Raw genomic sequence first — 26,318 nt, 5'->3', positions numbered from 1 at the left:
AAAACTCCTATCGGACGGAAAGACTGCGGACCGGGGTGGGCGTGGTGCGGCGCAACAGCGGCAGCACCTCCTCGCCCACGCGGTAGGCCTCTTCGAGGTGGGGGTTGCCGGCGAGGATGAAGGCGTCCACGCCGAGATCGATCAGCTGGTCGAGGCGCTCGGCGACCTGCTCGTAGCTGCCTACGAGCCCGAACGCCGGTCCCCCGCGGATGAGGCTGAACCCGCACCACACGTTGGGTTGGACCTCGAGGTCGCGATAACCGGTGATGTTCTCCGGCACCCAGCCCGCGATACGGGCAGCTCCCACCGAATCACCCTGCGCGGCGCGATTGGCGGCCTCACGATCGACGAACGCCCACCCCTTCTCGATCTCGGCCCACGCCGCTTCCTCGGTATGCCGCGCGACGATGTCGATGCGCACCGCGAACTTCGGAGTCCGTCCGAGCTTCGCGGAATGCTCGCGGACACCGTCGAACTTGGCGCGCAGGTCCGCGCACGGCTCGAGCCAGGACAGGTAGTAGTCGGCGTGGGCTCCCGCCGCCGCGACGGCCGCGCCGGACGACCCCGAGAAGAACACCTCCGGGAACGGCTGACCCGCCAGCAGCGGCGGCAGCGCGGCGCCGGCGGTGCGGAAGAAGCGGCCGTCGTAGTCGAACGGCGCCCCGTCCCACACCCCGCGCAGCACGTCGAGGAACTCGGTGGTGCGCGCGTACCGGTCGTCGTGCGCGACCTTGTCACCCCACCACAGCTGAGGTGCTCCCCCGCCGCCGCTGATGATGTTGTAGACGAGCCGACCGCCGGTCGCCCGCTGCAGGCTCGCGGACATCCGCGCCGCCTGCACGGGATGCAGGAACCCGGGCTGGAACGCCACCATGAACCGGTAGGTGTCGCTCTCCCGCGCCAGCGCCGACGCCGCCGCCCACGGGTCCTCGGTGATCGGGAACGACGGCAGCAACCCACCGACGAATCCGGCCGACTCCGACGCCTTCACCACCGCGGCCATGTGGTCGATGTAGCTGTAGCCGTCCAGTTCGCCGCCGCGGATCGCGGGAGCGATGTTGCCGGGACCGTGCCCACCCGCGTGTCCGCGGTTGTAGCGGCGCGGAGTGCGCAGCGACGCGTGGTCGCCCTCCATCCCGATGCGCCAGTAGAAGTCGGTGCTCATGCGGAGATCTCCTGTCCAGCGAGCGTGCGGCCGGCGGGGTCGACGAGGTGCAGCAGGTGCTCCCCGACGCGGTGCAGTTCCTCGAGATGCGGGTGTCCGGTGAGGACGAACACCTCGACGCCCTGCTCGCGGTAGCGCGACAGCGCCTGCGCCACTTGCTCATAGCTTCCGACCAGCCCGATCTGCTGCCGGTATCCGATGCGCTCGAACCCGGCCCAGCGGGAGCCGTCCAGAGCCAGAGCCCGCACGTCGGCCGCCGTGGCCTCGGGATGCACCTCGCGCCACTGCCGCAGCACGCGTGCCCACGCCTCGTCGGCGTCCTCGCGTGCCACGATCGGCAACTCCAGCCCGATGCGGACGGCGCGACCGAATCCGGCAGCAGCGCTGCGGAGTTCAGCGACGGTCGCGGCGATGCCGTGCGGCTGCTCGTCGAGCAAGTGGACGTCGGCGTGCTCGGCCGACAGCGCGATCGCCTCGGGGGACGTGCCGGACAGATACACCGTGGGAACCGGCAGCCCCGACAGGATGCCGCGGAAACCGCCGTCGATCACGTCGTAGAACTCACCCGCGAACTCGAATCCGGTGCCACCGAAACGCCCCGGCAGCACCTGCTGCTCGTTCCACACGCCGCGGGCGACGGTGAGGAACTCGCGGGCCCGGCGGTAGCGATCGGTTCCGGTGACGTCATCCCCACGCGAACGCGCGTCGTGGTCGTCGACGTCCACCCGCACCCGCCAGTCCAGGCGACCGGCGGACAGCCGCTGCAGCGTCGCCGACAGCTTGGCCGCGTACACCGGGGTGCCGAACGCCGGATGGAACTCGACCGTGACGCGGGCGTGCCGGGTCTGGCGCAGCGCGGTGCCGGCGACCACCCACGAGTCGTCCCCCGCGGGGTCGTACGGAACCACGACGCCGTCGAGACCGGACAGCTCGGCCGCGAGGATCGCCTGGTCGAGGAAGTCGAAACCGTCCCGCCGTTCGGACACGGTGCCGACGTGCCGGCCGTCGCCGCGTACCGGCAGCTCCCACAGGAACTCGATCACGATGCCACCTTCCGTTCGGACGCGAGCAGCTCGCGTGCCTGCGCCAGCGGCTCGGGTGCCACCCACGACGCGAGGTCGAAGTCGGCGGCCAGGAAGCCGTGCATGTAGAGGAACTGCTTCTGGATGTCGAGCAGTTCGAGCCGGTCGGCGTCGAGCGTCGGGTGCAGCCCGCGGTGGAACGTGTCCCCGTACGCGGCCTCGACACCCGCTGCCCCCGAGTACGTCTCACGGGCCAGGACGTCGCGGACCTTGTCGAGGTTATCGGCCGCCCAGTCCGCGGCGCGCAGCGTCTGTGCGAGGAACGCGACGACGAGGTCGGGTCGGGACTCGAGCAGGTCGGCGTGCACGGTGATCGGTCGCGGCGTGCCGTTGTTGACCCGCAGCCGCTTCGACGCGGTGGCGTCGAGGTCGACGGCGACCTGCAGACCGTGCTCGCGGGCCACCTCCTGCGCCCGTGCGCCCTTGACGTAGATCGCGTCGACGTCGCCGCGCAGCAGCGCCTCGACGCCCCACGTGGTGCTGCGAGCTCGGGATGCGGTGCGTACCTGGGGGTTCGGCTCGGCCGGCACCTCGACGGCCACGACGTCGGCGAATGTGAGCCCACCGAGGCGCAGCGCCGACGCGAAGCCGTGCAGGGCCATCGCCCGCGGGAAGCTGCGTGCCCGGTCGTCGGCCCACGCAGGAATACCGATGCGCAGACCCGCGAGTTCGGCGGGCGAGTCCAGGGATGCGGCCGGTCCGACGAGGATCGCCTGCGATTCGTCGATCCACGTCAGCCCGATCAGCCGAGTGGGGGCGCCCTCAGCCCGCGCCGCGAGCGCGGGCACGTTGCCGCCCTCCCGGACCAGGCTCGGCAGCCCGTGATCGAAGTGCCGCCCGGCGAGGTCGGCGTCGGCGTCCTGCAGGATGCCGAACCGCAGTCCGGCGTCGTCGGCGGTCTCGGCCAGCCAGCCCAGCGAGTTCGCGAGTCCGCTCGCGGTCGGGACGGGGCACCGTGTGTACCAGAGGGTGTCGAGGGGTGATGCGATGGTCACGGGGTACTCCTTCCGCGGTGGTGGGTGGCGTCTCTGCCGACGCCGAGTTCAGCGAGGAACGCCGCGCGGTAGCGCAGCGCTTCCGGGTCGTTGCGGTCGCGGGGACGCGCGAGGTCGATGTCGACGTCGACCGCGAACGATCCCTCGTTGAGGATCAGGACGCGGTCGGCGAGCCGGACGGCCTCGTCGACGTCGTGCGTGACGAGCAGGACCGCCGGCCGGTGCCGGGCCACGAGGTCGCCGACCAGGTCCTGCATCTGCAGTCGGGTGAGGGCGTCCAGCGCCGCGAACGGCTCGTCGAGCAGGAGCAGCTCCGGCTCGCGGACCAGGGCCCGAGCCAGGGCGACACGCTGTGCCTCGCCGCCGGACAGCGTCGCCGGCCAGTCCCGCTGCTTGCTGGCCAGACCGACCTCGTCGAGAGCCTTGGCCCCGGCGGCACGGACGCTGGCGGACCGGCGCTGCCCCACGACGACGTTGCCCAGGACCCGCTTCGACGGGATGAGCCGCGGCTCCTGGTAGACGACGGTCCGCTGGTGCGGAACCCGGATCTCGCCGCCGTCCGGTCGTTCGAGGCCGGTGAGCAGTCGCAGCAGCGTGGTCTTGCCGGTGCCGCTGGGTCCGAGCAGGACCACGAACTCGCCCCGATGGATCTCGAGGTCGACACCGTCGAGGATCGTCTTGTCGCCGAAGCTCTTCCGCACTCCGTGCAGCCGCACCGCGACCGGTTCCCCGGCGCGACGGGCCGCCGCCGTGGTCGCCGTCTGCTCCCGCTCCGCGAGCGGCGGCAGCGGGGCCTGTGCGGGGATCATCGGACCACCGCCAGTCGTCGCCACGGCATCGCGAACCGCTCGATGACGCGCACGATCGCGTCGAAGACGAGACCGAGGGCGGCGTACAGCACCACGCACAGCACCATGTAGTCGGTCCGGTTGTACTCCTGCGCCAGCGTGACCAGGTAGCCGATGCCCACACGGGTGCCGACCTGCTCCGCGGCGATGAGTCCGGTGATGCTGAGCGACAGGCAGATTCGTAGACCCATCAGCACGCCGGGCAGCGCGGCCGGCAGGATCGCCTCGGCGACCAGGCGCCAGCCGGTGAGCCCGAACCCGCGGGCCGCCTCGACCATCTTGCGGTCGACGTTCCGGACGCCGAGGTACGTGTAGGCGTACATCGGTGCCACGGTCGCGACCGCGATGAGGACGACCTTGAACGTCTCGTCGATCCCGAACCACGCGATGAACAGCGGCACCAGCGCGAGGAAGGGGACGGCCCGGTTGATCTGCATCGTCGAGTCGATGAGCTCCTCACCGAGCGTCGACAGCCCCGACAGAACCCCGAGCACCAAGCCGATGACGGTGCCGAAGAAGACACCGATCGCGGCCCGCTGCAGCGACGCGAGCGAGAAGTCGACCAGCTGGCCGGTGGAGTACAGCTCCGCGAATGCGTCCCACACCTTGACCGGCGAGGCCAGCACCGCCTCGGAGATCAGTCCGGTGGCGGACCCGATCCACCAGCCGGCGAGCAGCGCCGCGGGCACGAGCAGCCGCAAGGGCAGCGACAGCCACGCGGGGCGGCTGCGCCGCCGGCGGTACGCGGGTGTCTCGAGGTCGAGCCGCTCCACCGGACCGGTTCGCCCGGTGTCTTTCAGCGTCGCGGTCACGGTCACGCCCCCGGCTTCGCGGCGACCGCACCCTGCAGGTCGAACGTCAGGTCGGCGGCGGTGAGCTGCCGCTGGATGACGCCGTTGCGGTAGAACAGGTCGACCACCGACTGCAGGTCGGCCTCGTCTGCAGCGGTCGGGTAGCGGAAGTCGGTGACCTGGCCGCCCAGCGCGATCGCGTCGTCGAGGCGCTGCCCGCTGAGCGCGCGCGGGCCGGCCGGTTCGAAGACGTTCTCGAACGCGGCCGGATTCTCCCGCTGGCGGCGGGTGAGGTCCCGGGTGACCTCGAGGAACTTCTGCACCACCTCGGGGTGCTCCTGCAGCACCACGGTCCGGCCGGCGATGATCGTGTTGTCGACCGACTTGATGTCGCCCTCGGTGACGATTTCCGTGGCTCCCTTGGCCTTCGCCTCCTGATACGGCGCCAGGAACGACGCCCACGCGTCGACCTGGCCGGTCGAGAACGCCGACGCCGCGTCGGCCTGCTGCAGCGGGACGCGCTCGACGGAGTCGATCGGGATGTTCGCCTCGGTCAACGCCTTCAGGACGATGTACTCGCCCTTGGCCGCCGGGTTCACCGCGACGCGCTTACCCTTCAGGTCCTCGAGCTTCGAGATGCCCGATGCGGGAGTGGCGACGATGCCGCTCTGATCCTTGTTGTACGGATCCGCCGTCGCGAAGATCTGCACCCCGACGTCCTTGGACAGCGCCCCGACCACCGGACTGTAGGCACCGGTCTGAATGTCCAGCTCACCGGTGTTGAACAGCTTGAGGTTCGAGCTGAAACCCGGTGTGGTCTTGACCCATTCGATCTTCGCACCCAGCGGCGCGAGCGCGCGATCGTAGTCGCCGTCACGCTTGCCGACCGCGATGGCACCCGCGTTGCCCGGGTCGAAGACCTTGAGGGTGAACGTCGCGCCGGCGGTCGCGCCGTCCGCCTGTGCACCGCTCCCGCACGCGACCGCCAACCCGGCCACGGGAACGAGCGCGAGCGCGAGAACGGCTCGGGGCAGTCGGCGGAGACGGAACATCGGAGACTCCTCGGAGGAAGGGGAATGTGAACAGAAGTGAATGCGCCGCACCGACATAGATTCGCGTCGGAGGGTCGCGGGTGACGGAATGCAACATTAGGACTGGACGGTCGAGAATCCACCCGTTGCCGTTTTCGTGAACACAACGCTTGACACACCGGCGGTTTCGTGTCGACGGATCCGCAGAGAGGTTCACATCACAAGTGGTCGGGTTTAGACTCGGCTACTAGTGGCAACCCGATCCAGCGAGGCTCGGCGCAGATCCACCGCCGAACCGATCCGCGTAGTCCGGACGATAGGCGTTCGATGGAACAGACAGGGAACATCTCGCGCAACGGTCACAGACCTGGCGGCCGAATGTCGTTCGCCGACGGTGCAGTGCGGACCGTCTCGGGGATCGCCGACGTGACCACGTCGTCGATCGGGGCGCTGGGCGGCGCTGCCGTGGGTAGCGTCGTGGGCGGCGTCCGCGGCGCCGTCACCGGAGTCGCCGACGGCACCCGCCGGGGCATCGAGCGGGGAAGCCACTCCACGCCGGCCGCGTTGCTGACGATGGCCGCCGCCGGTGCCGCCGGTCTCGTCGAATGGCCGGTGGTCCTGACCGTCGGGGGCGCCGCGCTCGTACTGAGGCAACTCCACGAGCGCGGCGCGCAACCCGCGCGGCGGCAACCGGCCACGACGACCGAGGCGGACGGCACCGCAGACGGAAGCCCGAGCAGGAGCACCGCCCGCACGTCCGCGAAGAAGACCACCGCCGCTGCGGGCACCACCAGACGCAGTCCCGCCAAGAAGACCGCTGCGAAGAAGAGCGCTGCCCAGAAGAGCCCGGCCAAGAAGAGCACCGTCAAGAAGAGCAGCGCCCAGAAGAGCACCACCTCCCGCCCACGGGGGCGTGCCGCTCGGTGAAGATCGCCGGAATCGGGGCAATCGTCGGGCAGGCGCGCAGCCTGCCGGGACGATCCGTGCATGCCGCGCTCACCGCCGCCACCGTCGGCACCGCCGCGACCGCGGGCGTGCTGACTGGCCTGCTCGCCCCGTCCGGTCGCCAGGCGCACACCGGTGGCGGCACGGCCCCGGCACGATTTCCCCGAGACTGGGACGACACCGTCCTCTCGGCGCGCATCACGGCACTCGCCACGCACTCGCTCGGCTTCGGTCTCGCCACCACCGGGCGGTTGTTGCGGATCCCTCGACTGCCGCTGGCGGTGGCCGCGCCGGTGACGCTCGTCGACTACCAGCCGGCGCTGCGCCGCGCGCTCGAGACGAGCCTCGGGCGCGGCCGCACAGACCTGCTCCTCTCGACCCTGACCGCGGTCGGCTACACGCTCGCTCAGGCTCCACCGCCGCTGGCGATCGAGGCGTTGTTGCGCGCTTCTCTCGTGGGCGAGGTTCTCGCCAACCGGCGCGCGTGGCAGCGCAGCGCGCTGGATCCCCCCGACGACGCGGCACCGCGGCCCGCCGCCCCCGGTCCCGTCGACCGCCATCTCGAACGCGCCGCGTGGGCCCAGCTGGGCGGCGCAGCGGCTGTGGGCGCCGCCACCGGCAGTGTTCGCGCCGCCGGCACTGCCGCGCTCGTCGCCGCCCCCAAGGCCGCCCGTATCGCCCGCGAATCGTTCGCCTGCACGTTCGGTCGCGGCCTCGCGGACGATCACGACGTGCTGTGCCGCGGGCCCGACGTCCTGCGTCGTCTCGACGGCGTGACCGCGCTCGTCGTCGACCCCCGTGCACTCCTCACCGAGGACCTGAGGGTGAGCCGGATACGCGGTGTCCGCGACGGCCGCCGCCCCGCGGTGTGGGAAGCGGCACGAACCGCCGTCGACGCCGGCGACCTGGACGTGGGTTGGCATCCGTTGGGCCGGTTCACAGCCCTCGCGGACACCGACGATCCCGACGCCGCGGTACTGATCTCCCCGGTCCGGGATGCCCTTGCCGGCGCGGTGCTCGAGCAGGCACGGCAGGCCGGCGTCACGGTCCACTCGGTGGACGACGAGGCCCTGGGAACCTTGCGATCCGCCTTCGACGACCTCCGGAAACACACCGACACAATCGATTCCGATCTGACGACCGGGATCGAGGAGCTGCGGTCGGCGGGTGGGAAGGTAGCGGTACTGGCCGCGGGTTGTCCGAATGCCGTCACCGCAGCGGACGTGAGCATGTGCCTACGTTCGCGTGCGATGCCGTCGAACTGCGATCTCATCGTGCCGGATCTGGCCGCGGCGTGGCGGATCGTGCGCGCCCTACCGGCCGCCCGCACCGCGAGCCGGCGAGGCATCGAGATAGCTTCGGGTGCATCACTTCTGGGCGCCCTGCTGATGATTCCCGGGACGCACGGGAGGGGCCCGGGACCGGTCAGCGCCGGCGCCGGCGCCGCGCTGTGGACAGGGCACAGCCTCGCCCGGCACGTGCTCGGGGCCGATCCCCCACGCGCCAACCCACAGCACGACTGGCACGCCATGTCGGTGGACCGCGTCCGTCGGATGCTCGGTAGCCCGCCACCACGCAGTGCCGACGCGCGTCCCGGACGCGTCGACACCACCATCGGCTGGGTCCGACGTCCCGTCACCGGAATGTGGGCCTTCGGCAGGTCACTCCGCACCGAGCTGTCCGACCCACTGACCCCGATCCTGGCGACCGGGTCGGCGGCCAGCGCGGTGCTCGGGTCCCCCGTCGACGCCGTCCTGGTCGGCACGGTGCTGGTCGGTAACGCCGCACTGTCCGCGGCGCAACGACTGCACGCCGAGCGTCTGCTCAATCGGCTGCTGGCCGTCCAGGACGCGCCGGCCCGGCGGATCCGCGCCGGGACGGACGACGAGTACGAATCGGTCGAAGCGGGACTCCTGCAGCCGGGCGACGTGATCGCAGTCCGGTCCGGCGAGGTGGCCCCCGCCGACGGTCGGCTCATCGAAGCCGACGGCGTCGAAGTGGACGAGTCCTCGCTGACCGGCGAGTCGATGCCGGTCGACAAACAGACCGACGCCACGCCCGGCGTGCCCCTCGCGGAGCGCAGCTGCATGCTCTACGCCGGGACGACGATCCTGACCGGCACCGCGACCGCGCTGGTCACCGCGGTCGGCGACGACACCGAGACCGGCCGCGCCGCGGCCCTGTCACCGGCCCCGGTCCGGAAGGTGGGCCTGCAGGCACAACTCCGCGCCCTCACCGACCGGGTGCTGCCGGCCAGCATCGGGGGCGGCGCGCTCGTCACCGCGACGTCGATGCTGCGCGGCGGCGGCCTGCGCTCGGCGGTCACGAGCGGTGTCGCCGTCGCGGTCGCCGCGGTTCCGGAAGGACTCCCGCTCGTTGCGACGCTGGCCCAGCAGGCGGCCGCCCGGCGGCTCACTCACGCGGACGTGCTCGTGCGCGCTCCCCGGTCCGTCGAGGCGCTCGGCCGCGTCGACGTCGCGTGCTTCGACAAGACCGGCACACTCAGCGAGGACCGGTTGCGCGTGACGCGGGTCCGCCCGGTCGGCGCGCACGACCGCGCCCGGGTCGTCCGTTCCGCCGCCCGGACGTCCGTGACGACGGAGGGCCGGGCCGCCGCCCACGCCACCGACCGGGCCGTCGTCGAGGCCGACGACGAACCGGACGGAACACCGACATCGGATGTGCTGCTCCCGTTCCGGGCGGGCCGGCCGTACGCCGCGGCGCTGCAGGGGACCGAACTGGTCGTGAAGGGTGCCCCCGAGGTGGTCCTGGCAGCGTGTTCCGGCGCCGCACCCCATGCGCTCGAATCGATCGTCGAGGACGTGCAGGCGATGGCCGAGGAGGGCCTGCGGGTGATCGCGGTCGCCCGCCGCACCGTGACCGCGTCCGACGCCGAGCGGGCAGCGGCGGACCCGGACGCCGTCGAATCGCTGTGCGGCCGAGGCCTGGAGCCGATGGGCCTGCTGGGACTGTCGGACACCGCCCGCCCCGAGGCGGCGGGGCTGCTGCCGGAACTCGAGGGCCGCGGTATCTCCGTCCGGTTGATCACCGGCGACCACCCCGTCACCGCCGCGGCCGTCGCGTGGGACCTCGGGCTCGACGTGGACGCCTGCGACGTGATGAGCGGCAGCGAATGGGAATCGCTGGCGCATCGGCACCAGGAGACCGCGGTTCGCGAGCGGCGCGTGTTCGCCCGCATGTCGCCGGAGCAGAAGGTTCAGATCGTGCAGACCCTCGAGCGCGCCGGGAGCGTGTGCGCGATGGTGGGTGACGGCGCCAACGATGCCGCCGCCATCCGCGCGGCGAGCATTGGCATCGGCGTCACCTCCCACGGCAGCCATCCGGCGCGCAGCGCGGCCGACATCCTCCTGATCGGAGGCCACGTCGACGCGATCCTCGACGCCGTCGACGAAGGTCGGCAGTTGTGGCAGCGAGTGCAGTCGGCGGTGGCCGTGCTGCTCGGCGGGAACGCCGGCGAGGTCGCGTTCGCCCTGATCGGCAGCGCGATCGGAGGCCGGGCGCCGCTCAACGCCCGGCAACTGCTGCTGGTGAACCTGTTCACCGACGCGCTGCCCGCGGCTGCCCTCGCGGTGAGCCCGCCCAACCGGAACCACGCGTACGACGGGCGCGGACCGGACCGTGCGGCGCTGTGGCGGACCGTCGCCGTCCGCGGCGCGACCACCGCGATCGGAGCCAGCGTCGCCTGGGGCATGGCGTCGGTCACCGGGCGTCCCCGACGGGCGTCGACGGTGGGCCTGGTCGCGCTGGTCGGGGCCCAGTTGGGTCAGACGCTCATCGACTCGCGCAGCCCGCTCGTCCTGGCGACAGCCGCCGGTTCCATGGCGGCGCTGGCCGGAGTGATCAGTGTGCCCGGGTTGAGCCAGTTCCTCGGCTGCACGCCGCTCGGCCCGCTCGCGTGGGCGCAGGCCCTCGGCTCTGCGGCGGGTGCGACGGCCGTCGCCGCCGCCGCTCCGCGCGTTCTCGCCTGGTGGTCGGCCCGCGGCGCGCCCAACGATCAGTCGACAACCAGCACCCCGGCCCGCAGCAGCACCGCATACGCGTGGCGCAGCGGCGGCGTGAGGACGGACGTGACGGCCCCCGTCAACGGGTCCGGACCCGACGGGCGGACGGCCGAGGCGAAAGTGGAGATCATCGGTAACGAAAAGATCACGGTGCCCACGATGACGGCCGAAGGTGTACGCCAGGTGAACGACAGGAATGGGGAGGCCGAACGATGACCGAAGCAACCCTGGATCGCGGCATTTCCCCACGATCCCACCAAGCCGCGCTCGACCGGATCACGCAGGGCTCACGGTTCGCGATCCGTCTACCGCTCGTGGGCGACGTCGGCGTCCCCAGTCCCGACCACCTGGCCTACTACGCCGCACTCGGCCTGCTCGCGGCGTTCGAGGTGATCGAGTGGCCCGTCGCCGTCGCGATCGCCGTCGGGCACGCGCTCGCCGAGGACCAGCACCACCGCGCGCTGCACGAGGTCGGGGAGGCCCTCGAGGCCGTGTGATCGGCCGTCAGGAACGTAGGTGCGCCAGCACCGCGAGCACCCGCCGATGTCCGCTGTCGGACGCCGACAGACCGAGCTTGGCGAAGATGTTGCCGATGTGCTTGCTCACCGCGGTGTCGCTGACCACGAGCTTGCGGGCGATGTCGGCGTTGCCGAGCCCCTCGGCCATCAGCCCCAGCACCTCCGATTCGCGTGGGGTCAGCGTCCGGATGGGGTCGTCGGCGCGGCGGCGGCTCATCAACTGCGAGATCACCTCGGGATCCATGACCGTGCCGCCGTCGACGACACGGCGCAGCGCGTCGACGAACTCCTCGACCCGGCCCACCCGTTCCTTGAGCAGGTAGCCCACGCCACCGGCGCCGCCGGAGAGCAACTCCCCCGCGTACCGGTCCTCGACGTACGCCGACAGCACCAGGACGGGGAACCCGGGACGCCGCCGGCGCGCCTCGATCGCCGCCTTCAGTCCCTCGTTGGTGAAGGTCGGCGGCATCCGCACGTCGAGCACGGCCCCGTCGGGTGGATCCGCCTCGAACGCCTCCAGGAACTTCTCGGCGTCGTCGACGGCCGCGGTCACCTCGATCCCGACGCTGCCGAGCAGCAGCGCGAGCCCCTCCCGCAGCAGGGCGTCGTCCTCGGCGATCAGAATCCGCACGGCAGTTGCACCTCGAGTCGGGTCGGCCCGCCCAGCGGGCTGTCAATGGTCATCGTCCCCTCGAACGCTGCCACGCGACGGCGGATCCCCGCCAATCCGCTGCCCGCCGATTCGACCGCGCCGCCCACGCCGTCGTCGACGACGTCGATCACCATCGTCGCCCCGCGCTGGTCGTCGCGGGTGGCGATGGTCACCTGCACCCGCTCGGCGCCGCTGTGTTTGGCGACGTTGGTCAGCGCCTCCGCGACGACGAAGTAGGCCGCGGCCTCCACCGCGGCCGGCGCGCGGCGCAGGCGGTCGACGTCGAGCACGCACGGCACCGCGCTGCGGCCCGCGAGCGCCGAGACAGCGCCGCCGAGTCCGAGTTCGTCGAGCACGGGCGGGTAGATGTCGTGGACGAGGGTGCGCAGCTCCGACAGCGCATCGGACGCGGCGTCCTGAGCCCGGAGCAGTTGCGGCAGCGCCTGTTCGGGCGCGACCCGCAGCGAACGTTCGGCCAGTCCGAGCATCATCACGACGGCGACCAGACGGTTCTGGGCACCGTCGTGCAGATCACGTTCGATGCGCCGCAGCTCGGCGGCGTGCGCATCGAGGGCCGCGGCGCGGCTCGCCGTCAGGGCCGAGACTCGTTCGGACAGTTCGGTTTCCCGACGCGGCGCGAGCAGTCGGGCGGCGAGGCCCGCCACCCCGCGCGCCATGGCCGGGATCGCCCACCACGCGAGCGCCGCGTATCCCACCGCGACCAGCGGCATCGGCGCCGCACCCCACCACGACGTGACCGGGTAGATACTGCTCACCGGTTCGTCGGCGGGCAGCATCCACCAGTAGAAAGTGATCGCAAGCGAATTGAGCGCGGCGAACGGCAGCCCGACCGCGAGCAGGCCCGCGGTGAGCGCCGCGATCGAGTGGATCGCCACCCACGCGAAGTCCCGCCGGGTGGACGGGGCGAGCAGCAGCCGGCGCAGGTCGTCGAACCCGGCGTGCTCGGGGATCGGCGGGTACCGCTGGGCGATCTCGACGCCGGTGAACCGGCCGGCGCGACCCCTCGCACCTCCCGCCCACCACCGCAGCACCCGTAGGTACGCGGGGAGGGCCAGCCATCCCACGATCAGGATGAGCAGCGCACCGACGACGAGCCCCGCCACCAGCAGTGCCATCGACACGACGGCGGCTGCCGCCTCGACCACCAGGTAGCGGACGGCACGCCACCGCACCGCCACCCGTTCCTTCCGATCCATCGCTCCAGCATGCCGCACCGCCGTGACCGTGTCGGTAGAGCTGGCTACACCATGGATCGGGTACCTGACGGGATGTTTCGCAGCCTCCCCGATCCATAGCGTTGCGTCCATGCCCTCCTTCACCGCCGCACCACCGCTTCTCCAGAGTCCGCCGCGGGCCGCCGTCCGGCTCGCCGACGTCAGCAAGACGTACGGCTCGGGGCGCGCCCAGGTGACCGCACTCGACAACGTCAGCCTCGCCCTCGCCCCCGGCAGCTTCACCGCGATCATGGGCCCGTCCGGCTCCGGCAAGAGCACCTTCCTGCACTGCGCCGCCGGCCTGGACCAGCCCTCGCGAGGATCGGTGTGGCTCGGCGACACCGAGATCAGCGCGTTGAAGCCGAAGGCCCGCACCGTCTTCCGCCGCGACCACATCGGGTTCGTCTTCCAGGCGTACAACCTGATGGCGGCCCTCACCGTGGAACAGAACGTGACCCTGCCGTTGCTGCTCGCGGGCCGCAGGGCCGACCGGGTACACCTGGACCACGTTCTGGGCGCGGTCGGGCTGGCCGACAAGCGCGACCGGCGTCCGGCCGAGATGTCCGGCGGTCAACAGCAGCGGGTCGCGATCGCGCGGGCGCTCGTCACGCAGCCGCACGCGGTGTTCGCCGACGAGCCGACCGGCGCGCTCGACAGCCGCACCGGCCGACAGGTGCTCGACCTGCTGCGCCGCACCACCACCGACCTCGGCCAAACGATCGTGATGGTCACCCACGATCCGGTGGCGGCCGCGCACGCCGACCGGGTCCTGTTCCTCGCGGACGGGCGCCTCGTCGGTCGCATGGACTCCCCCACCGCCGCCGCGGTCGCCGACCACATGACCCATCTCGGGGAGTGGTGAGCATGGACCGGTCTCGCCTGCGTGCACTCGCGCGCGCAAACATCCGACAGCGCCGGGGCAGCTTCGCGGCCGTGTTCGTCTCGGTGTTCTGCGCCGCCCTGCTCACGTGCGGACTCGGGGTGCTGTTCGAATCGGGGATCCGCGGCGGCGTCACCCCGCACCGCTACGCCGGAGCCGACGTCGTGGTCGGGGCCGCCCAGTCGCTCGACATCCGCGAGGACATCGACCCGCAGTACGTCGAACGCGCGCTGCTGCCGGCATCGGCCGTGGACGAACTGTCCGCGGTGCCGGGTGTCCGGGCCGCGGTCGGTGACATCAGCGTGCCGATGACCACCGCCGACGGCCGCCTGCTGGACGGGCACGGCTGGGCCTCGGCCGCGCTCGCGCCGTACGCGCTCACCGCCGGACGGGCGCCGTCCGCGCCCGACGAGGTGGTGGTGACCGGCGCGGGCAGCCCCGGGGAGCGGATCACGGTGCAGCACGGCGGGATCGGCGACGACTACACCGTCGTAGGCGTGGCCGCCGCGCCCACGACGGAGCCCACCGACCGCCCCGCGACGGTGTTCCTGTCCGACGACCGCGCCCGCGACCTGTGGCCGCACGGCGATCGTGTGGCGACGGTGGGGCTGCTCGCCGACAGCGGAGTCGACGCGTCGTCGCTGGCCGTCCGGGCGCGGGACGCGCTGGCCGGCACCGACGTCCGCACCTACACCGGCGACGACCGCGGCGACGTCGAGTACCTCGACGCCGGCGCGGCACGCACCGAACTGATGATGCTGTGCGGATCGTTCGCGGGAATGGCGGTACTCATCGCGATGTTCGTGGTCGCGAGCACGCTGTCGCTGTCGATCCAGCAGCGGCGCCGCGAGTTCGCACTGCTGCGGGCGATGGGCGCCACCCCCGGCCAGATCCACCGGCTGATCGGCAGCGAGGTCCTGCTGGTCGCGGGCGCCGCCGCCCTGCTCGGTGTGGGCCCGGGCTACGCGCTCGCCCAGGTCCTGCGCGCCCAGTTCACCGAGGCCGGCGTCCTCCCGTCGGACTTCGCGCTCGCGTACAGTCCGCTGCCCGCGCTGATCGGGGTGCTGCTCGCGGTGAGCACCGCGCGCATCGCCGCCGCCGTCGCCGCGCGGCGTCCGGCCCGCCTCGACCCGACGGAGGCGTTGCGGGAGTCCGCGGTCGAACCCGCCGCGATCGGTCGTGGACGCCTGATCGCGGGCCTCGTCGTCGGCGCCGGTGGGCTCGCCACCGCGTCGCTGCCGGCGGTGCTCCCCGGGCAGGCGGCACTCGCGGGCGCCGGCAGTTCGGCTGTCCTGCTGGTCATCTCGGTTGCGCTGCTGGGTCCCCTGCTGGTGTCCGGTGCCGTCCGCTGGTTCGGCGGCCCGCTGCGCCGCAGTTCGTCCCCCACACTGGTCCTGGCGGCCGCCAACTCCGGGGCCCGCGCCCGGCGCCTCGCGGCCGCGATCACGCCGCTCGCGCTCGCCCTCGCGATCGGGTCAGTGCAGCTGTTCACCCAGTCCACCATCGCTGCGGCGGCCGACGACCAATCCCGCAGCGGCATCACCGCCGACCTCGTCGTCACCGCCCCCACCGGGCTCGCTCCCACGCTCGTCGAGTCCGTCGCCGCGGATCCGGCTGTGCGCGCGGCCAATCCGATCGTCCGCAGCCAGGCACTGTTCACGACGGGTGGAGAAACTGCCTCCACCGAGCCGTACCCGATCCAGGGCGTCGATCCCGCAACGACCGGCTCGACCCTCGATCTCGACGTGCGCGACGGCGACCTCGGCCAGTTGCGGGACGGCACGGTCGCGCTCAGCACGGACGCCGCGGTCGGCATGAGCGCCCGGGTGGGCGACACCGTCCCGATCCGACTCGGGGACGGCACGCTGATCACACCGACGGTCGTCGCGACGTACGGCCGCGGACTCGGCTTCGGCGACGTGACGCTGCCGGCGTCGCAGGTGCGGGCACACACCACCACCGGGCTGACCGACATGCTCCTCGTGACCGCGGAACCCGGCCGGGTCGACGAGGCCCGCGCCGCGATCGCCGCGACGGGCGGCGTGGTCGTGTCGGATCGCGCGGAATTCGCCGCCGCCGGTCAGGAGCAGCGCCGGACGCAGGCATGGGTGAACGTCGTGGCCCTCGCCGTGCTGCTCGGCTACCTCGCGGTCGCCGTGGTGAACACGCTCGTGCTCGCCACCGCCGAACGCGGCCGGGAGTTCGCACTGCTGCGCCTGGTCGGTGCGAGCAGCCGCCAGGTGCGCCGGATGATGCGCGCCGAGTCGGTGATCGTGGTCACGGTCGCGGCGGTGGTCGGCTCCGCGATCGCGCTGCCGCCGCTCGCCGGGATCGCCGCCGCGGTGTCCGGCCGCCCGATCCCGACCGTCTCCCCGGTCGTCTACGCACTGATCCTGGGTGTCACCGTCGTACTGGGCCTCGGCGCGATCGCGATCCCCACCCGCACCGCGCTGCGCCAGGACCCGGTGGCGGCGATCGGCACCCGCGAGTAGCGGCCGCGGGCGCCGACGGCACGGCCGGAAAACCGCTCGCGCGGATTCCGGCCGCGCTGTTAGCTTCGGGGTCGACGACCGATCGACCGAAGGCCCCCTGCTGTGACCACCACGGACGAGACGACGACCCGCCGCGTGGGGCCGTTGATTCTGCTCAACCTCGCCACCCTGCTGTCCGCGACGGGCAACGGCATCGTGATCGTCGCCCTGCCGTGGCTGGTGCTCGAGCAGACCGGGCGGGCGACGGACGCCGCGGTCGTGGCGGGTGCCGCGACCCTGCCGCTGCTGCTGGCGAGCCTGTTCTCGGGCACCGTCGTCGATCGGTTCGGACGACGACCCACGTCCCTGGTCTCGGATGGGCTGTCGGCGCTGTCGGTGGCCGCGATCCCGGTCGTCGCGGGGACCGTGGGCCTGTCCGTGCCGGTGCTCGCGGTCCTGGCCGCGCTCGGCGCGACATTCGACCCGGCCGGAATCTCGGCACGCGAGTCGATGCTGCCGGCCGCGACGAAGGCTGCAGGCTGGCGACTCGACCGCGTCAACAGCCTCTACGAGGCCAACTACAACGTCGCCTACCTCGTCGGCCCAGGCATCGGCGGCGTGCTGATCGCGCTCGTGGGGCCGGAGAGCACACTGTGGGTCACTGCGGTGTGCTTCGTCCTGTCGATTGTCACGATCGCGTTCATGCGGCTCGAGGGCTCCGGTCGGCCGGACCACGAGACCCGGCCGACGTCGATGTGGTCCGGCACGCTCGAGGGGCTGCGGTTCGTGTGGCGGGACCGACTGCTGCGCACCCTCGCACTGGTCGACATGGTGATCGTGGCGCTGTACCTGCCGATCGAGTCGGTGCTGTTCCCCAAGTACTTCACCGACCGCGGCGAGCCCGCCCAACTGGGCTGGGTGCTCATGGCGATGAGCATCGGCGGCCTGGTGGGCGCGCTCGCGTACGGCGCGCTGGCCCCGTACCTGCGGCGCCGGAACCTGATGCTCATTGCGGTCAGCGGGCTGGGCCTGTCGATGATCGGTATGGCGTTCCTGCCGCCGTTGTGGGTGCTGCTCGCCCTCTCGGTGGTGATCGGCCTGGTGTACGGACCGGTGGGCCCGATCGCCAACTGGGCCATGCAGACCCGCAGCCCCGAGCACATGCGTGGGCGCGTCGTCGGCGTCATGACGTCCACCGCGTACGCCGCCGGCCCGCTCGGGTACCTGCTCGCCGGACCGCTGATCGACCAGGTGGGTATCCGCACCACGTTCTTCGCCCTCGCGATCCCGGTGGTGGCCGTCGCGGCCGTGTGCTTCATGCTGCCGGTGCTGCACGAATTGGACTCGGATCGGCCGGCGATGATCGAACACCCCTGACCCCGTCGATAGGCTCGTCGTGTGACTTCCTTCGACGCCACCGTCATCGCCGCCGTGACCGGCCACATGAACGTCGACCACACCGCCGACAACCTGCTGATCGTGCGCGCCTTCGCCGCACCGGCCGCGACGGCCGCCCGCATGACCGGGCTCGACGGCGAGTCCGGCGAGTGGGTGGCCGACGTCGACGGCACCGAGCGCACGGTGCGGGTGCCGTGGCTCGGCCCGGTCACCGACCGGGCGTCGATCCGCACCGAAGTCGTCGCGCTGTACCGGGCGGCGTGCGACAAGCTCGGGATCGCACCGTCCGAGCACTGAGCGTGCGCTGCCGCTAGGCTCTCCACGTGGAAAACGCCCTGCCGCCCTGCCCCAACTGCTCGTGCGAGTACACCTACGAGATGGGTGCGCTGCTGGTCTGCCCGGAGTGTGCGCACGAATGGGCCCCCACCGATCACGGGGCGGACCCCGATGACGGGGTCATCCGGGATGCCGTCGGAAATGTCCTCGCCGACGGCGACACCGTCACCGTGGTCAAGACACTCAAGGTCAAGGGCAGCCCGACCGGCATCAAGGCCGGCACGAAGGTCCGCAACATCCGGCTGGTCCAGGGCGTCGGCGACCACGACATCGACTGCAAGGTGGACGGCATCGGCCCCATGCAGCTCAAGTCGAGCGTCGTCAAGAAGGCCTGACCGGCCCCCCACCTACAGCGGAGGGACGAAGCCCGGGGCTACTGCGCCCAGGGCGGCGCAATCTGGTCACCGCCGGCCTGCATGGCCGCCTTCATGCCGATGACGGATGTAACCCATGCGCTGGCGGGCTCGGGCGTGGCGTTGGTGACACGGAAGAGTGCACCCGCCGGGACAACCACACAGTCGCCGACTCCCGCCGTGAAGCTCTCGTCGTCCATCTCGATGTCGAGGGTGCCGCTGAGGACGTAGAGCACCTCTTCCTCCGTCATCGCGTGGGCCTGCCCCGGGGTGTTCGGGGAGAAGTCGGCACGCCAGGCCGCGAGCGTCCGCGCTCCGCTCGCCCCCGCGGCGAACGACGTGAAATCGACCCCGTGCATGTGGAACACGCGGGCCTTTTCCTCGGGCAGATGAACCATGACCCCTCCTTGTCATACAGCGAATGGACAACCAAGTTGACCATATACGGTCAACCTGGTTGTCCACAGCGTTCTAGGGTGAATCCATGAAGCCGGCCGACGATCTCGCTATGCCCTTCCTACTGATGGGCGCCTTCCGGGCGCTCGTCGACGCCGTCCACGAGCGATTGGCGCAGGACGGGTTCCCCGGCATCCGCGCTCACCACGGCTTCGCGCTCCAGGCGATCGGGACCGGCGGATGTACCAGCGTGGAGCTGGGCGATCGCCTCGGGGTGTCCAAACAGGCGGCAACGAAGACCGCCAAAAGCCTGGAAACCATGGGCCTGGTCGACCGCCGGACGAACGACGACGATCGGCGTGAGCGCACCCTGGTCATCACCCCACGAGGACGAATGCTGCTCGACCTGTCGGCAGCCGCCTTCCGGCAGGAAGTATCAGCCTGGCGAGCGAGGGTGGGTGACGATCACGTCGACGCGACCCTGACCACACTGTCGACCGTCGGCCGGGGAAAGCGGAGCGACACCGACCTGTCGGACTGGTCCTAGCTGAACCCCATCACCTCGTCGCCCCAGGCGACGCGCATCGCGTGGTCGGGGTCCTGCACCAGGGTGTCGTGGTTGTCGATCAGCAGCGTGGCGCGGCCGGCCTCGGTGTACGGCGCCCAGTGCTTGGAGCCGTCGAGGGCGGCCGGGACCGCGTGCCGGGCGAATGCCAGCCACCGCCGTTGCACCCGGCCGGACACCTCGGATGCGCTCTTGCGGCCTCCGAGCCAGAAGGTCGGGTCCGGGTTGAGGGTCCCGAAATTGCCGAATACGTAAGGCAATTCGGTCGCGTGCCCCGCACCGACCCGGGCCGCCTTGAGCAGCGGGGTGGAGTGGTCGAAGCGGTACACCCACGTCGGCGAGTGCCTGCTGTGCGCGTCGGCCACCCACAGGGCGGGCATCCGGAACGCCGCGTCACGCGAAATCGCCAGCACCCCTCGCGGTTTGGTGTTGTCCGGGTACGCGGCGACGATCTCGGCGAGCCGCACCGGCGAGAGCCCGGGATTGTCCTCGGCCAGTCCGGCGAACATCTGCTGGACGGCCTCGGAGCTGACCGGCAGCAGCGGCGAGCGCATGAACTTGAAGATCGACGCCTCGTCCTTGTTGGAGCCGATGATCAGCGGGATCCGGTGCGAGTACCCCTTCTGGAACGCCGCCACCGGATAGTGCGGGACCAGGTCGCGGTCGACCACCGGTGCCATCGCGAGCGTGCCGGGCACCCGGGTCGGCACCTCGTCGACGAGGATGTCGCCGGCCTTCACCAAACGTGCGGCCGGCATGTCCATCAGGTCGCCGATCCTGCCGACCGGCAGGTCCAGGATCTCGAGGTAGCGGCGAGTGACGTTCGCAGCACGTTCGGCGCCGTACACCGACGTCGCCGGCGGACTCTGCGAGATCGCCCGGTGGAACAACCCCTCCGCCTTGGGCACCGTCATCAGGGTGGTGATCGCGCCACCGCCCGACGACTCGCCGAACAGCGTCACCTCGTCCGGGTTCCCACCGAACACCGCGATGTTGTCGCGGACCCACTCGAGTGCCGCGATCTGGTCCCGCAGGCCCAGGTTGGACTCGAACGTCCGGGCCGCGGTGGAGAACGAGGACAGGTCCAGGAACCCCAGCGTCCCGAGTCGGTAGTTGAACGTCACCACCACGACGTCGCCGCGCTGAGCGAGCAGCCGACCGTCGTAGATCGCCTGCGCGGACGAGCCCAGGACGTAGGCACCGCCGTGGATCCAGACCATCACCGGTCGCGGTGTGCCGTCGGGCCGCGGCGCCCAGACGTTGATCGTCAGGCAGTCCTCGTCGATGCGCATCGACGGGTCGAGCGGGACGGAGGTGTCGTGCCCCTGCGGCGCCATCGCGCCGAACGCACGGCCGTCGAGCACGTCGCTCCACCGCTCGGCCGGCACCGGGGAACGGAAGCGCAGGTCTCCCGTCGGGGCCATCGCGTAAGGGATGCCCTTCCACGCGAACACCGGTCCGGAAACGCCTCCGCCGTATCCGCGGACCGGGCCGAGCGACGTCTCGACGACGAGCGTCTCGGGGCCACGGGACGCCCCCGTCTCCAGGACTTCCACAGCTTCCATGACGCGCCCCTCCTCACCTCCGACACGTGGTCGGAGCCGTCCGTCGGTCGGTCCCCCGCACGACAGAACAGCCGATTGCCAAGGTACCAATCCTGCGGTGCTAAGGTCGGCTCGTTCACTGACACGGGGTGCTCCGCACGGGCGGGGCTGAGATCACACCCGGGAACCTGCATCAGGTAATGCTGACGAAGGGATGTCACGGCGATGACGACGCCTGTCCACGACACATCTGTCCACCTCGCCCCAGCGGGCTCACGCTTCACCGATCTGCTGTGGGAGCGAAGCGCCGTCCTGCGTGCGGCCATCGACGACATGGAGTTCCTGCGCCGCCTCGGCGACGGCACCCTGCCGCTCGAGGTGTTCCGCACCTACATCGAGCAGGACTCGCTCTACCTCGCCGAGTACGCGAAGGCCCTCGCGCTGCTGGCCACCAAAGCCCCGGACCCCCGTACGGCCGCGTTCTGGGCGACGTCGGCCGCGACGGCCGCGGTCGTCGAGACCGAACTGCACGAGGGGCTCATGAGCAGCGGCGTGCTGCCCGAGCGCATCGGCGAACCCGAGCACTCACAGGCCTGCCTGGGGTACGTGTCGTACCTGACCTCGACCGCGTCCACCGAGCCGTACCCGGTGGCGGCCGCGGCCGTCCTGCCGTGCTTCTGGATCTACGCCGAGGTCGGACGCCGCCTCGCCGCCGACGCGCACGAGGTGCTCGCCGCCGACCCCACACACCCGTACGCGCAGTGGGTCACCACGTACGACGACCCGGCGTTCCACGAGTCCGTGGCCACGGCACGACAGCTCGTCGACGCTGCCGCGGACGCCGCGACGCCCGAGCAGCGCGAGGCGATGGTCCGCGCGTTCGTCATAGCGACGCGCTACGAGTTCATGTTCTGGGACACCGCCCTGAACCCGCAGCCCTGGCCGGCGTCGTGACGACGGTGTCGCGGTTGCGCCGCGCCCTGGCCACCTCGGCGATCGTCGCGTCGGCGCTGAGCATCCTCACCGGATGCGGGGGTTCCGACGATTCCGGCGATACCATCCGCTTCGCCCTCGACTGGACGCCGAACACCAACCACACCGGTTTGTACGTGGCCCTGCAGGAGGGCTACTTCGCCGACGCCGGGCTGAACGTCGAAGTGCTGCCGTACAACAACACGTCGCCGGACACGCTCGTCGACGCCGGCAACGCCGAATTCGGTACCAGTTTCCAGGATTCGGCCACGTTCTCCCGCGCCGCCGGTGCGCAGACCGTGTCGGTCCTGGCGCCGCTGCAGCACTGGGCCACGGGCATCGGGGTCCGAGCGGACCGCGCCGACCTCGCGAGCCCGAGGGATCTCGACGGCAAGACGTACGCCGGCTTCGGCGACCCGGGCGAGCGGGAGACGCTGCGCCAGGTGATCCGGAACGACGGCGGCACAGGCGACTTCGAGACCGTCGTGCTCGGGACCTCCGCGTACGAAGCCGTATACGGCGGGCAGGCCGACTTCACGGTGTCGTACTTCGCGTGGGAGGGCGTCGAGGCGGCGCGCCGCGGCACCCCGATGCGCTACTTCCACTACACCGACTTCGGGTTCCCCGACGCCTACGCGATCGTCGTGAACGGCAACGAGAAGTGGCTCGCCGAACACCCCGAGCAGGCCCGCAAGTTCGTGCAGGCACTCCAGCGCGGCTACCAGGTGGCCGCCGACGATCCGGACCGCGGCGCGAAGGCCCTCATCGACGCGAACCCGGGGGTCTTCAGCGACGAGGAGTTGGTGGTCGAGAGCCAGCGGATGCTGGCGGCCGACTACATGAAGGACGCATCCGGCCGGGTCGGAACTCAGACGCGGGAGCAGTGGGCCGGGTACTCGGGATTCCTGTACGAACACGGACTGCTCGCCGGCCCCGACGGCAAACCACTGACGGCGGAACCGGATTGGTCGACGTACTTCACCGATGAGTATCTCGCGACCCCGTAAGCGCGACGCGACGACCACCGCCGGCCCGGTCCGCCGGCTACTTCCGGCGGTGGTGGTCGCACTCGCGCTCGTCGCGGCGTGGCAGGTCTACGTGACGATCAGCGGGATCCGCCCTCAGGTGCTGCCGTCGCCGGGCCGCGTGCTCGAGCAGGGCTGGGCCCACCGCGACGACATCGCCGTGCACGCCTGGGCGACGCTGCAGGTGACGCTGATCGGGTTCGCGGTCTCGTTGGTCGTGGCGTGGGCGCTCGCGATCCTGGTCGACTTCTCGCCCTGGCTGCGAAGGGCTTTCGTGCCACTGTTCGTGGTGTCGCAGACCCTGCCGATCATCGCGATCGCGCCGCTGATGATCATCTGGTTCGGCTTCGGCCTGCTGCCCAAGGTCCTGGTCATCGCGCTCGCGACGTTCTTCCCGATGGCGATCGGGCTCGTCGAGGGGTTCGCCTCGGCCGATCGCGAGGCCGGCGCGCTGCTGCGCAGCATGGGCGCGTCGAAGTGGCAGCAGTTCCGGTACGTGCGGTTGCCGTCGGCCCTCCCCCGGTTCTTCACGGCGCTGCGCATCGGCGTCACCTACGCGGTCGTCGGCGCCGTGTTCGCCGAGTATGTCGGCGCGAGTTCCGGACTCGGCATCTACATGAGCGTGCAGAAGAACTCGTTCCGCACCGACCTGGTCCTCGCGGCCGTCCTGGTGACCGCGACCATCAGTGTCGCCCTGTACCTGTGCACGTTCGCGATCGAACGGGTCGTCGCGCCGTGGATCCAGCAGCCACGGCAGGAGGCGCGTCATGACTAGCGATCGTTCCGAGGCCCCCGTCGTCGAACTGTCGTCGGTCACCAAGTCGTTCGGCGCCCGGCAGGTACTCGACAGGGTCGACCTCGCGGTCCGCCCGGGCGAGTTCGTGTCCGTCATCGGCCCCAGCGGGTGCGGCAAGAGCACCCTCTTCGGGATCGTCGCGGGCCTCGAGGCACCGGATTCGGGCCGCGTCGCGGCCCCGACGTGCGCGCACATGCCGCAGAAGGACCTGCTCTTCCCGTGGCGATCGGTGCTCGACAACACCACCCTCGGCCTCGAGGTGCAGCGCATGCCCCGCGCACAGGCCCGCGCCCGCGCCGCCGAGCTGTTCCCGCGGTTCGGGTTGGCCGGCTTCGAGGACGCCCGGCCGCACGAGCTTTCCGGGGGAATGCGCCAGCGGGCCGCCCTGCTGCGAACCGTCGTGCAGGATCGTTCGGTCCTGCTGCTCGACGAACCGTTCGGTGCGCTGGACTCGCTCACCCGGACCGAGATGCAGACCTGGCTGCAGGACGTGTGGCAGCAGTACCGCTGGACGGTCCTGATGATCACGCACGACGTCCGGGAGGCGGTGTTCCTGTCGGACCGGGTGGTCGTGTTGTCCGCCCGGCCGGCGGCCGTGCGCCGCGAGGTGGTCGTGGACCTGCCCCGGCCACGGCAGCTCTCGATCGTCACCTCCCCCGAGTTCGCCGCGATCGAAGGCGAACTGATCGAGGTCCTCCACGAGGAGTCCCGCCGGGCGCTGGCGGAGCAGGAGACCGCCGGCTGACCGCACGTACCGTCCGGTCCCCCTCCTGGGCATCGAAATCCCTTCCGGTTCAATAGGAACCGGTCGGTTCATGTCCAATCGAGACAATGCTTCGGGCCCCTCGACGGATCGATGTATCCTCGTTACTCTTCTGTTATGGCGCTGGGAGCGGAAACGTAATCCCTCCCCCAGGCGCCGGTTCTCCACCTCGTCTCCCGGGTGCCCGTCACCCGACAGGAAGCAGAAGATGACGATGACGAAACGAGTCCTGCTGGCCACGCTCGCCGCCTGCGCCGCGCTGGTGCCGGCATTGGCCATCACCCCAGCCGCGTCCGCGGCGCCAGGAACGGTCTCCAACGGAATCGCGTGGACGGCGAATCCGGACGCCGGACCGTCCAACCCGATGGCGAATCAGGAATACTGCACCCTCGGCGTCGTCGGCACCGACGACCTCGGCAACAAGATCGCGATCTCCGCGGGGCACTGCGTATCCACGGCCGCCGGTGGTGCGACCGACTTCCCCGACGGCGCAACGGTTTACCGCTTCGGGCCGACCGGGACCGGGGATCCGATCGGAACCATCGCCTACCGCGATCCGCGCATCGACTACGTCGTGATCGAGCTGAACCCGGACGTGGTCCTCTCCTCGAACGGACCGGAAGTGCGCATCGACAGCATCGGGCCGTCCACCCCGGAGGGCATGCTGTGCAAGGCCGGCGTACGGACCGGGGTGACGTGCGGGCCGATCTACGGACAGGCCGCGCCCCGGATCAACTCGGCCGTCACTGCCAACGGTGGTGACTCGGGCGGCCCCGCGTTCGTCAACGACACCCAGCTGGTGGGCATGACCCGGGGGCCGTTCGAGTTCATCGACTTCGCCTCGGTACTCGACAGCATCGCGGCGCAGCCCAACCCGATCGGCAAGGGCTTCACCGTCACGAACAACTAACCCTGGGCGCCGATCAGTTCCTTGGCGGCGGCCACGGCGGCCGGCCCGTCCAGCGACGGCACGTCGTCCCACTGCCCGCCGGTGATCGTCACCTTGACGTCCGGCGTCACGACCGTGGTGACGGTCACCCCGGCGACGGCCGTCGTCACGGGCAGCGTGTAGGCCACGGCCCCGGCCCGCTCGAGATCGGTGTCCGGCAGCACGACGAGTTTGCCCGTCTCCAGGTCCTGCACCGTCGGAACTTCCCCCGTCCCCGGCTCGACGAGAACCTCCACGCTACGGATCTGGCTCAGATCCGTGACTCCGTCCAGGATCTCCCAATTGCACGAGACCCCGTACTCGTCGACCACGTTGGACTCGCTCTCCTGCAGTCCCGCGATGTACTGCGCGACGGCCGGCGCAACGTCGTTGCAGCTCGTGAACCGCGCCAGCACCTCCGCACCGGAGGCGCCGGCCGTGCCCTCGTCAGCGAGCGCGATCTCGGCGGTCGTCGCGCCTGGAACCGACGTGTCGGCATCGTCGGAGGAACCGCAGGCCGTCACCGCGGCCGCGAGCAGAAGCGCAATCGGAACAAACCGGACGTTTCGAAACATGGGGCTCAACCTACCAAGCAGGGCAGCCGCGG

The 26,318-nt window shown here is 71.1% G+C and carries 25 protein-coding genes, 1 pseudogene and 1 riboswitch; of the genes and pseudogenes, 14 read left to right on the top strand and 12 right to left on the bottom strand.

Translation table 11 applies throughout. The features are described from left to right. Positions 1 to 7: 7 nt before the first annotated feature. Genes ABTV10_RS08365 through ABTV10_RS08340 form a run of 6 tightly spaced genes read right to left on the bottom strand, consistent with a single transcriptional unit; the run spans position 8 to position 5,933 of the window. Entirely contained in the window at positions 8 to 1,165 is a 1,158-nt protein-coding gene (locus tag ABTV10_RS08365) for an LLM class flavin-dependent oxidoreductase (protein WP_499033937.1), read from the bottom strand. Continuing rightward, positions 1,162 to 2,208, bottom strand: coding sequence for an LLM class flavin-dependent oxidoreductase (locus tag ABTV10_RS08360; RefSeq protein ID WP_499033936.1), 1,047 nt, complete (start codon positions 2,206 to 2,208; stop codon positions 1,162 to 1,164). The genes ABTV10_RS08365 and ABTV10_RS08360 overlap by 4 nt, the downstream gene beginning before the upstream one ends. Further along, on the bottom strand, positions 2,205 to 3,242 hold the full coding sequence (locus ABTV10_RS08355; RefSeq protein WP_499033935.1) for an ABC transporter substrate-binding protein: 1,038 nt from the start codon (positions 3,240 to 3,242) through the stop codon (positions 2,205 to 2,207). The genes ABTV10_RS08360 and ABTV10_RS08355 overlap by 4 nt, the downstream gene beginning before the upstream one ends. Beyond that, positions 3,239 to 4,051: an ABC transporter ATP-binding protein gene (locus ABTV10_RS08350; RefSeq protein WP_499033934.1), complete on the bottom strand. Its 813-nt coding sequence runs from the start codon at positions 4,049 to 4,051 to the stop codon at positions 3,239 to 3,241. The genes ABTV10_RS08355 and ABTV10_RS08350 overlap by 4 nt, the downstream gene beginning before the upstream one ends. Then, positions 4,048 to 4,902, bottom strand: coding sequence for an ABC transporter permease (locus tag ABTV10_RS08345; protein WP_499033932.1), 855 nt, complete (start codon positions 4,900 to 4,902; stop codon positions 4,048 to 4,050). The genes ABTV10_RS08350 and ABTV10_RS08345 overlap by 4 nt, the downstream gene beginning before the upstream one ends. Positions 4,903 to 4,904: 2 nt before the next feature. Continuing rightward, a complete protein-coding gene (locus ABTV10_RS08340) occupies positions 4,905 to 5,933 on the bottom strand; it encodes an NrtA/SsuA/CpmA family ABC transporter substrate-binding protein (protein ID WP_499033930.1) in 1,029 nt (342 codons plus the stop codon). 306 nt (positions 5,934 to 6,239) lie between these two features. Here ABTV10_RS08340 and ABTV10_RS08335 point away from each other — a divergent pair, with 306 nt between their 5' ends. Next, positions 6,240 to 6,839 (top strand): hypothetical protein, encoded by a 600-nt coding sequence (locus ABTV10_RS08335; RefSeq protein ID WP_499033927.1) that lies wholly within the window; start codon positions 6,240 to 6,242, stop codon positions 6,837 to 6,839. 1,247 nt (positions 6,840 to 8,086) lie between these two features. Continuing rightward, positions 8,087 to 10,810, top strand: a pseudogene (locus ABTV10_RS08330) (cation-translocating P-type ATPase); the annotation flags it as partial. Positions 10,811 to 10,872: 62 nt separating this feature from the next. Here the strand turns inward: ABTV10_RS08330 and ABTV10_RS08325 are convergent. Then, the gene (locus tag ABTV10_RS08325) at positions 10,873 to 11,010 is read right to left on the bottom strand and encodes an Rv1535 domain-containing protein (protein ID WP_499035151.1); all 138 of its coding nucleotides are present in this window, start codon (positions 11,008 to 11,010) and stop codon (positions 10,873 to 10,875) included. An 81-nt stretch (positions 11,011 to 11,091) separates the two neighbouring features. Between ABTV10_RS08325 and ABTV10_RS08320 the strand changes: the two genes are divergently transcribed. Then, complete coding sequence (locus ABTV10_RS08320; protein ID WP_433611540.1) at positions 11,092 to 11,376, top strand: hypothetical protein; 285 nt, start codon at positions 11,092 to 11,094, stop codon at positions 11,374 to 11,376. A gap of 7 nt (positions 11,377 to 11,383) precedes the next feature. Here the strand turns inward: ABTV10_RS08320 and ABTV10_RS08315 are convergent, their stop codons facing one another. Both ABTV10_RS08315 and ABTV10_RS08310 read right to left on the bottom strand, forming a co-directional pair. Beyond that, positions 11,384 to 12,028 (bottom strand): response regulator, encoded by a 645-nt coding sequence (locus ABTV10_RS08315; protein ID WP_433611538.1) that lies wholly within the window; start codon positions 12,026 to 12,028, stop codon positions 11,384 to 11,386. Beyond that, entirely contained in the window at positions 12,016 to 13,266 is a 1,251-nt protein-coding gene (locus ABTV10_RS08310; protein ID WP_499033925.1) for a sensor histidine kinase, read from the bottom strand. The genes ABTV10_RS08315 and ABTV10_RS08310 overlap by 13 nt, the downstream gene beginning before the upstream one ends. 109 nt (positions 13,267 to 13,375) lie before the next feature. Between ABTV10_RS08310 and ABTV10_RS08305 the strand changes: the two genes are divergently transcribed. From ABTV10_RS08305 to ABTV10_RS08285, 5 genes are all read left to right on the top strand, one after another. Beyond that, on the top strand, positions 13,376 to 14,146 hold the full coding sequence (locus ABTV10_RS08305; RefSeq protein WP_499033923.1) for an ABC transporter ATP-binding protein: 771 nt from the start codon (positions 13,376 to 13,378) through the stop codon (positions 14,144 to 14,146). A gap of 2 nt (positions 14,147 to 14,148) precedes the next feature. Beyond that, positions 14,149 to 16,656: an FtsX-like permease family protein gene (locus ABTV10_RS08300; RefSeq protein ID WP_499033922.1), complete on the top strand. Its 2,508-nt coding sequence runs from the start codon at positions 14,149 to 14,151 to the stop codon at positions 16,654 to 16,656. Positions 16,657 to 16,758: 102 nt separating this feature from the next. Next, positions 16,759 to 18,012 carry an MFS transporter gene (locus ABTV10_RS08295; RefSeq protein ID WP_499033921.1) on the top strand — a complete coding sequence of 418 codons (1,254 nt, stop codon included), beginning with the start codon at positions 16,759 to 16,761 and terminating at the stop codon, positions 18,010 to 18,012. Between the two features lie 21 nt (positions 18,013 to 18,033). Beyond that, the gene (locus ABTV10_RS08290) at positions 18,034 to 18,330 is read left to right on the top strand and encodes a DUF2470 domain-containing protein (RefSeq protein ID WP_499033920.1); all 297 of its coding nucleotides are present in this window, start codon (positions 18,034 to 18,036) and stop codon (positions 18,328 to 18,330) included. 26 nt (positions 18,331 to 18,356) lie between these two features. After that, entirely contained in the window at positions 18,357 to 18,704 is a 348-nt protein-coding gene (locus tag ABTV10_RS08285; protein WP_433611526.1) for a zinc ribbon domain-containing protein YjdM, read from the top strand. A gap of 38 nt (positions 18,705 to 18,742) precedes the next feature. Here the strand turns inward: ABTV10_RS08285 and ABTV10_RS08280 are convergent, their stop codons facing one another. Then, on the bottom strand, positions 18,743 to 19,120 hold the full coding sequence (locus ABTV10_RS08280) for a cupin domain-containing protein (protein ID WP_499033918.1): 378 nt from the start codon (positions 19,118 to 19,120) through the stop codon (positions 18,743 to 18,745). Between the two features lie 86 nt (positions 19,121 to 19,206). Between ABTV10_RS08280 and ABTV10_RS08275 the strand changes: the two genes are divergently transcribed. Next, on the top strand, positions 19,207 to 19,665 hold the full coding sequence (locus ABTV10_RS08275) for a MarR family winged helix-turn-helix transcriptional regulator (RefSeq protein WP_499033916.1): 459 nt from the start codon (positions 19,207 to 19,209) through the stop codon (positions 19,663 to 19,665). Here ABTV10_RS08275 and ABTV10_RS08270 read toward each other — a convergent pair. After that, positions 19,662 to 21,248, bottom strand: coding sequence for a carboxylesterase/lipase family protein (locus ABTV10_RS08270; RefSeq protein ID WP_499033915.1), 1,587 nt, complete (start codon positions 21,246 to 21,248; stop codon positions 19,662 to 19,664). The genes ABTV10_RS08275 and ABTV10_RS08270 overlap by 4 nt on opposite strands. A gap of 114 nt (positions 21,249 to 21,362) precedes the next feature. Further along, positions 21,363 to 21,459: riboswitch (TPP riboswitch) on the top strand. Here ABTV10_RS08270 and ABTV10_RS08265 point away from each other — a divergent pair. From ABTV10_RS08265 to ABTV10_RS08245, 5 genes are all read left to right on the top strand, one after another. Further along, complete coding sequence (locus tag ABTV10_RS08265; protein ID WP_499033913.1) at positions 21,453 to 22,181, top strand: TenA family protein; 729 nt, start codon at positions 21,453 to 21,455, stop codon at positions 22,179 to 22,181. It overlaps the preceding riboswitch by 7 nt. Beyond that, positions 22,178 to 23,206 (top strand): ABC transporter substrate-binding protein, encoded by a 1,029-nt coding sequence (locus tag ABTV10_RS08260; protein ID WP_499033910.1) that lies wholly within the window; start codon positions 22,178 to 22,180, stop codon positions 23,204 to 23,206. The genes ABTV10_RS08265 and ABTV10_RS08260 overlap by 4 nt, the downstream gene beginning before the upstream one ends. Then, on the top strand, positions 23,184 to 23,999 hold the full coding sequence (locus tag ABTV10_RS08255) for an ABC transporter permease (protein ID WP_499033907.1): 816 nt from the start codon (positions 23,184 to 23,186) through the stop codon (positions 23,997 to 23,999). Before ABTV10_RS08260 ends, ABTV10_RS08255 begins: the two co-directional genes overlap by 23 nt. Further along, positions 23,992 to 24,765, top strand: coding sequence for an ABC transporter ATP-binding protein (locus ABTV10_RS08250; RefSeq protein WP_499033904.1), 774 nt, complete (start codon positions 23,992 to 23,994; stop codon positions 24,763 to 24,765). The genes ABTV10_RS08255 and ABTV10_RS08250 overlap by 8 nt, the downstream gene beginning before the upstream one ends. Before the next feature lie 232 nt (positions 24,766 to 24,997). Beyond that, positions 24,998 to 25,693 carry a chymotrypsin family serine protease gene (locus ABTV10_RS08245; RefSeq protein WP_499033902.1) on the top strand — a complete coding sequence of 232 codons (696 nt, stop codon included), beginning with the start codon at positions 24,998 to 25,000 and terminating at the stop codon, positions 25,691 to 25,693. On the opposite strand, the gene ABTV10_RS08240 is transcribed toward ABTV10_RS08245, so the two are convergent. Next, positions 25,690 to 26,286, bottom strand: coding sequence for a hypothetical protein (locus ABTV10_RS08240; RefSeq protein ID WP_499033901.1), 597 nt, complete (start codon positions 26,284 to 26,286; stop codon positions 25,690 to 25,692). The genes ABTV10_RS08245 and ABTV10_RS08240 overlap by 4 nt on opposite strands. Positions 26,287 to 26,318 lie beyond the last annotated feature (32 nt).

The sequence above is a fragment of the Paraburkholderia sp. RHO2 genome, from assembly GCF_050955445.1.
In the GTDB taxonomy this organism is placed as follows: Bacteria; Actinomycetota; Actinomycetes; order Mycobacteriales; family Mycobacteriaceae; genus Prescottella; species Prescottella agglutinans_A.
The sequence above is the reverse complement of the archived record's forward strand: the minus strand, read 5'-3'. Positions and strand labels throughout refer to the sequence as shown.

Coding starts and splice junctions, on each gene's coding strand:
- ABTV10_RS08365 (WP_499033937.1), bottom strand. CDS start 1,165: ATGAGCACCGACTTCTACTGGCGCATCGGGATGGAGGGCGACCACGCG.
- ABTV10_RS08350 (WP_499033934.1), bottom strand. CDS start 4,051: ATGATCCCCGCACAGGCCCCGCTGCCGCCGCTCGCGGAGCGGGAGCAG.
- ABTV10_RS08340 (WP_499033930.1), bottom strand. CDS start 5,933: ATGTTCCGTCTCCGCCGACTGCCCCGAGCCGTTCTCGCGCTCGCGCTC.
- ABTV10_RS08335 (WP_499033927.1), top strand. CDS start 6,240: ATGGAACAGACAGGGAACATCTCGCGCAACGGTCACAGACCTGGCGGC.
- ABTV10_RS08325 (WP_499035151.1), bottom strand. CDS start 11,010: ATGATCTCCACTTTCGCCTCGGCCGTCCGCCCGTCGGGTCCGGACCCG.
- ABTV10_RS08320 (WP_433611540.1), top strand. CDS start 11,092: ATGACCGAAGCAACCCTGGATCGCGGCATTTCCCCACGATCCCACCAA.
- ABTV10_RS08310 (WP_499033925.1), bottom strand. CDS start 13,266: ATGGATCGGAAGGAACGGGTGGCGGTGCGGTGGCGTGCCGTCCGCTAC.
- ABTV10_RS08305 (WP_499033923.1), top strand. CDS start 13,376: ATGCCCTCCTTCACCGCCGCACCACCGCTTCTCCAGAGTCCGCCGCGG.
- ABTV10_RS08300 (WP_499033922.1), top strand. CDS start 14,149: ATGGACCGGTCTCGCCTGCGTGCACTCGCGCGCGCAAACATCCGACAG.
- ABTV10_RS08280 (WP_499033918.1), bottom strand. CDS start 19,120: ATGGTTCATCTGCCCGAGGAAAAGGCCCGCGTGTTCCACATGCACGGG.
- ABTV10_RS08275 (WP_499033916.1), top strand. CDS start 19,207: ATGAAGCCGGCCGACGATCTCGCTATGCCCTTCCTACTGATGGGCGCC.
- ABTV10_RS08270 (WP_499033915.1), bottom strand. CDS start 21,248: ATGGAAGCTGTGGAAGTCCTGGAGACGGGGGCGTCCCGTGGCCCCGAG.
- ABTV10_RS08265 (WP_499033913.1), top strand. CDS start 21,453: ATGACGACGCCTGTCCACGACACATCTGTCCACCTCGCCCCAGCGGGC.
- ABTV10_RS08255 (WP_499033907.1), top strand. CDS start 23,184: ATGAGTATCTCGCGACCCCGTAAGCGCGACGCGACGACCACCGCCGGC.
- ABTV10_RS08250 (WP_499033904.1), top strand. CDS start 23,992: ATGACTAGCGATCGTTCCGAGGCCCCCGTCGTCGAACTGTCGTCGGTC.
- ABTV10_RS08245 (WP_499033902.1), top strand. CDS start 24,998: ATGACGAAACGAGTCCTGCTGGCCACGCTCGCCGCCTGCGCCGCGCTG.
- ABTV10_RS08240 (WP_499033901.1), bottom strand. CDS start 26,286: ATGTTTCGAAACGTCCGGTTTGTTCCGATTGCGCTTCTGCTCGCGGCC.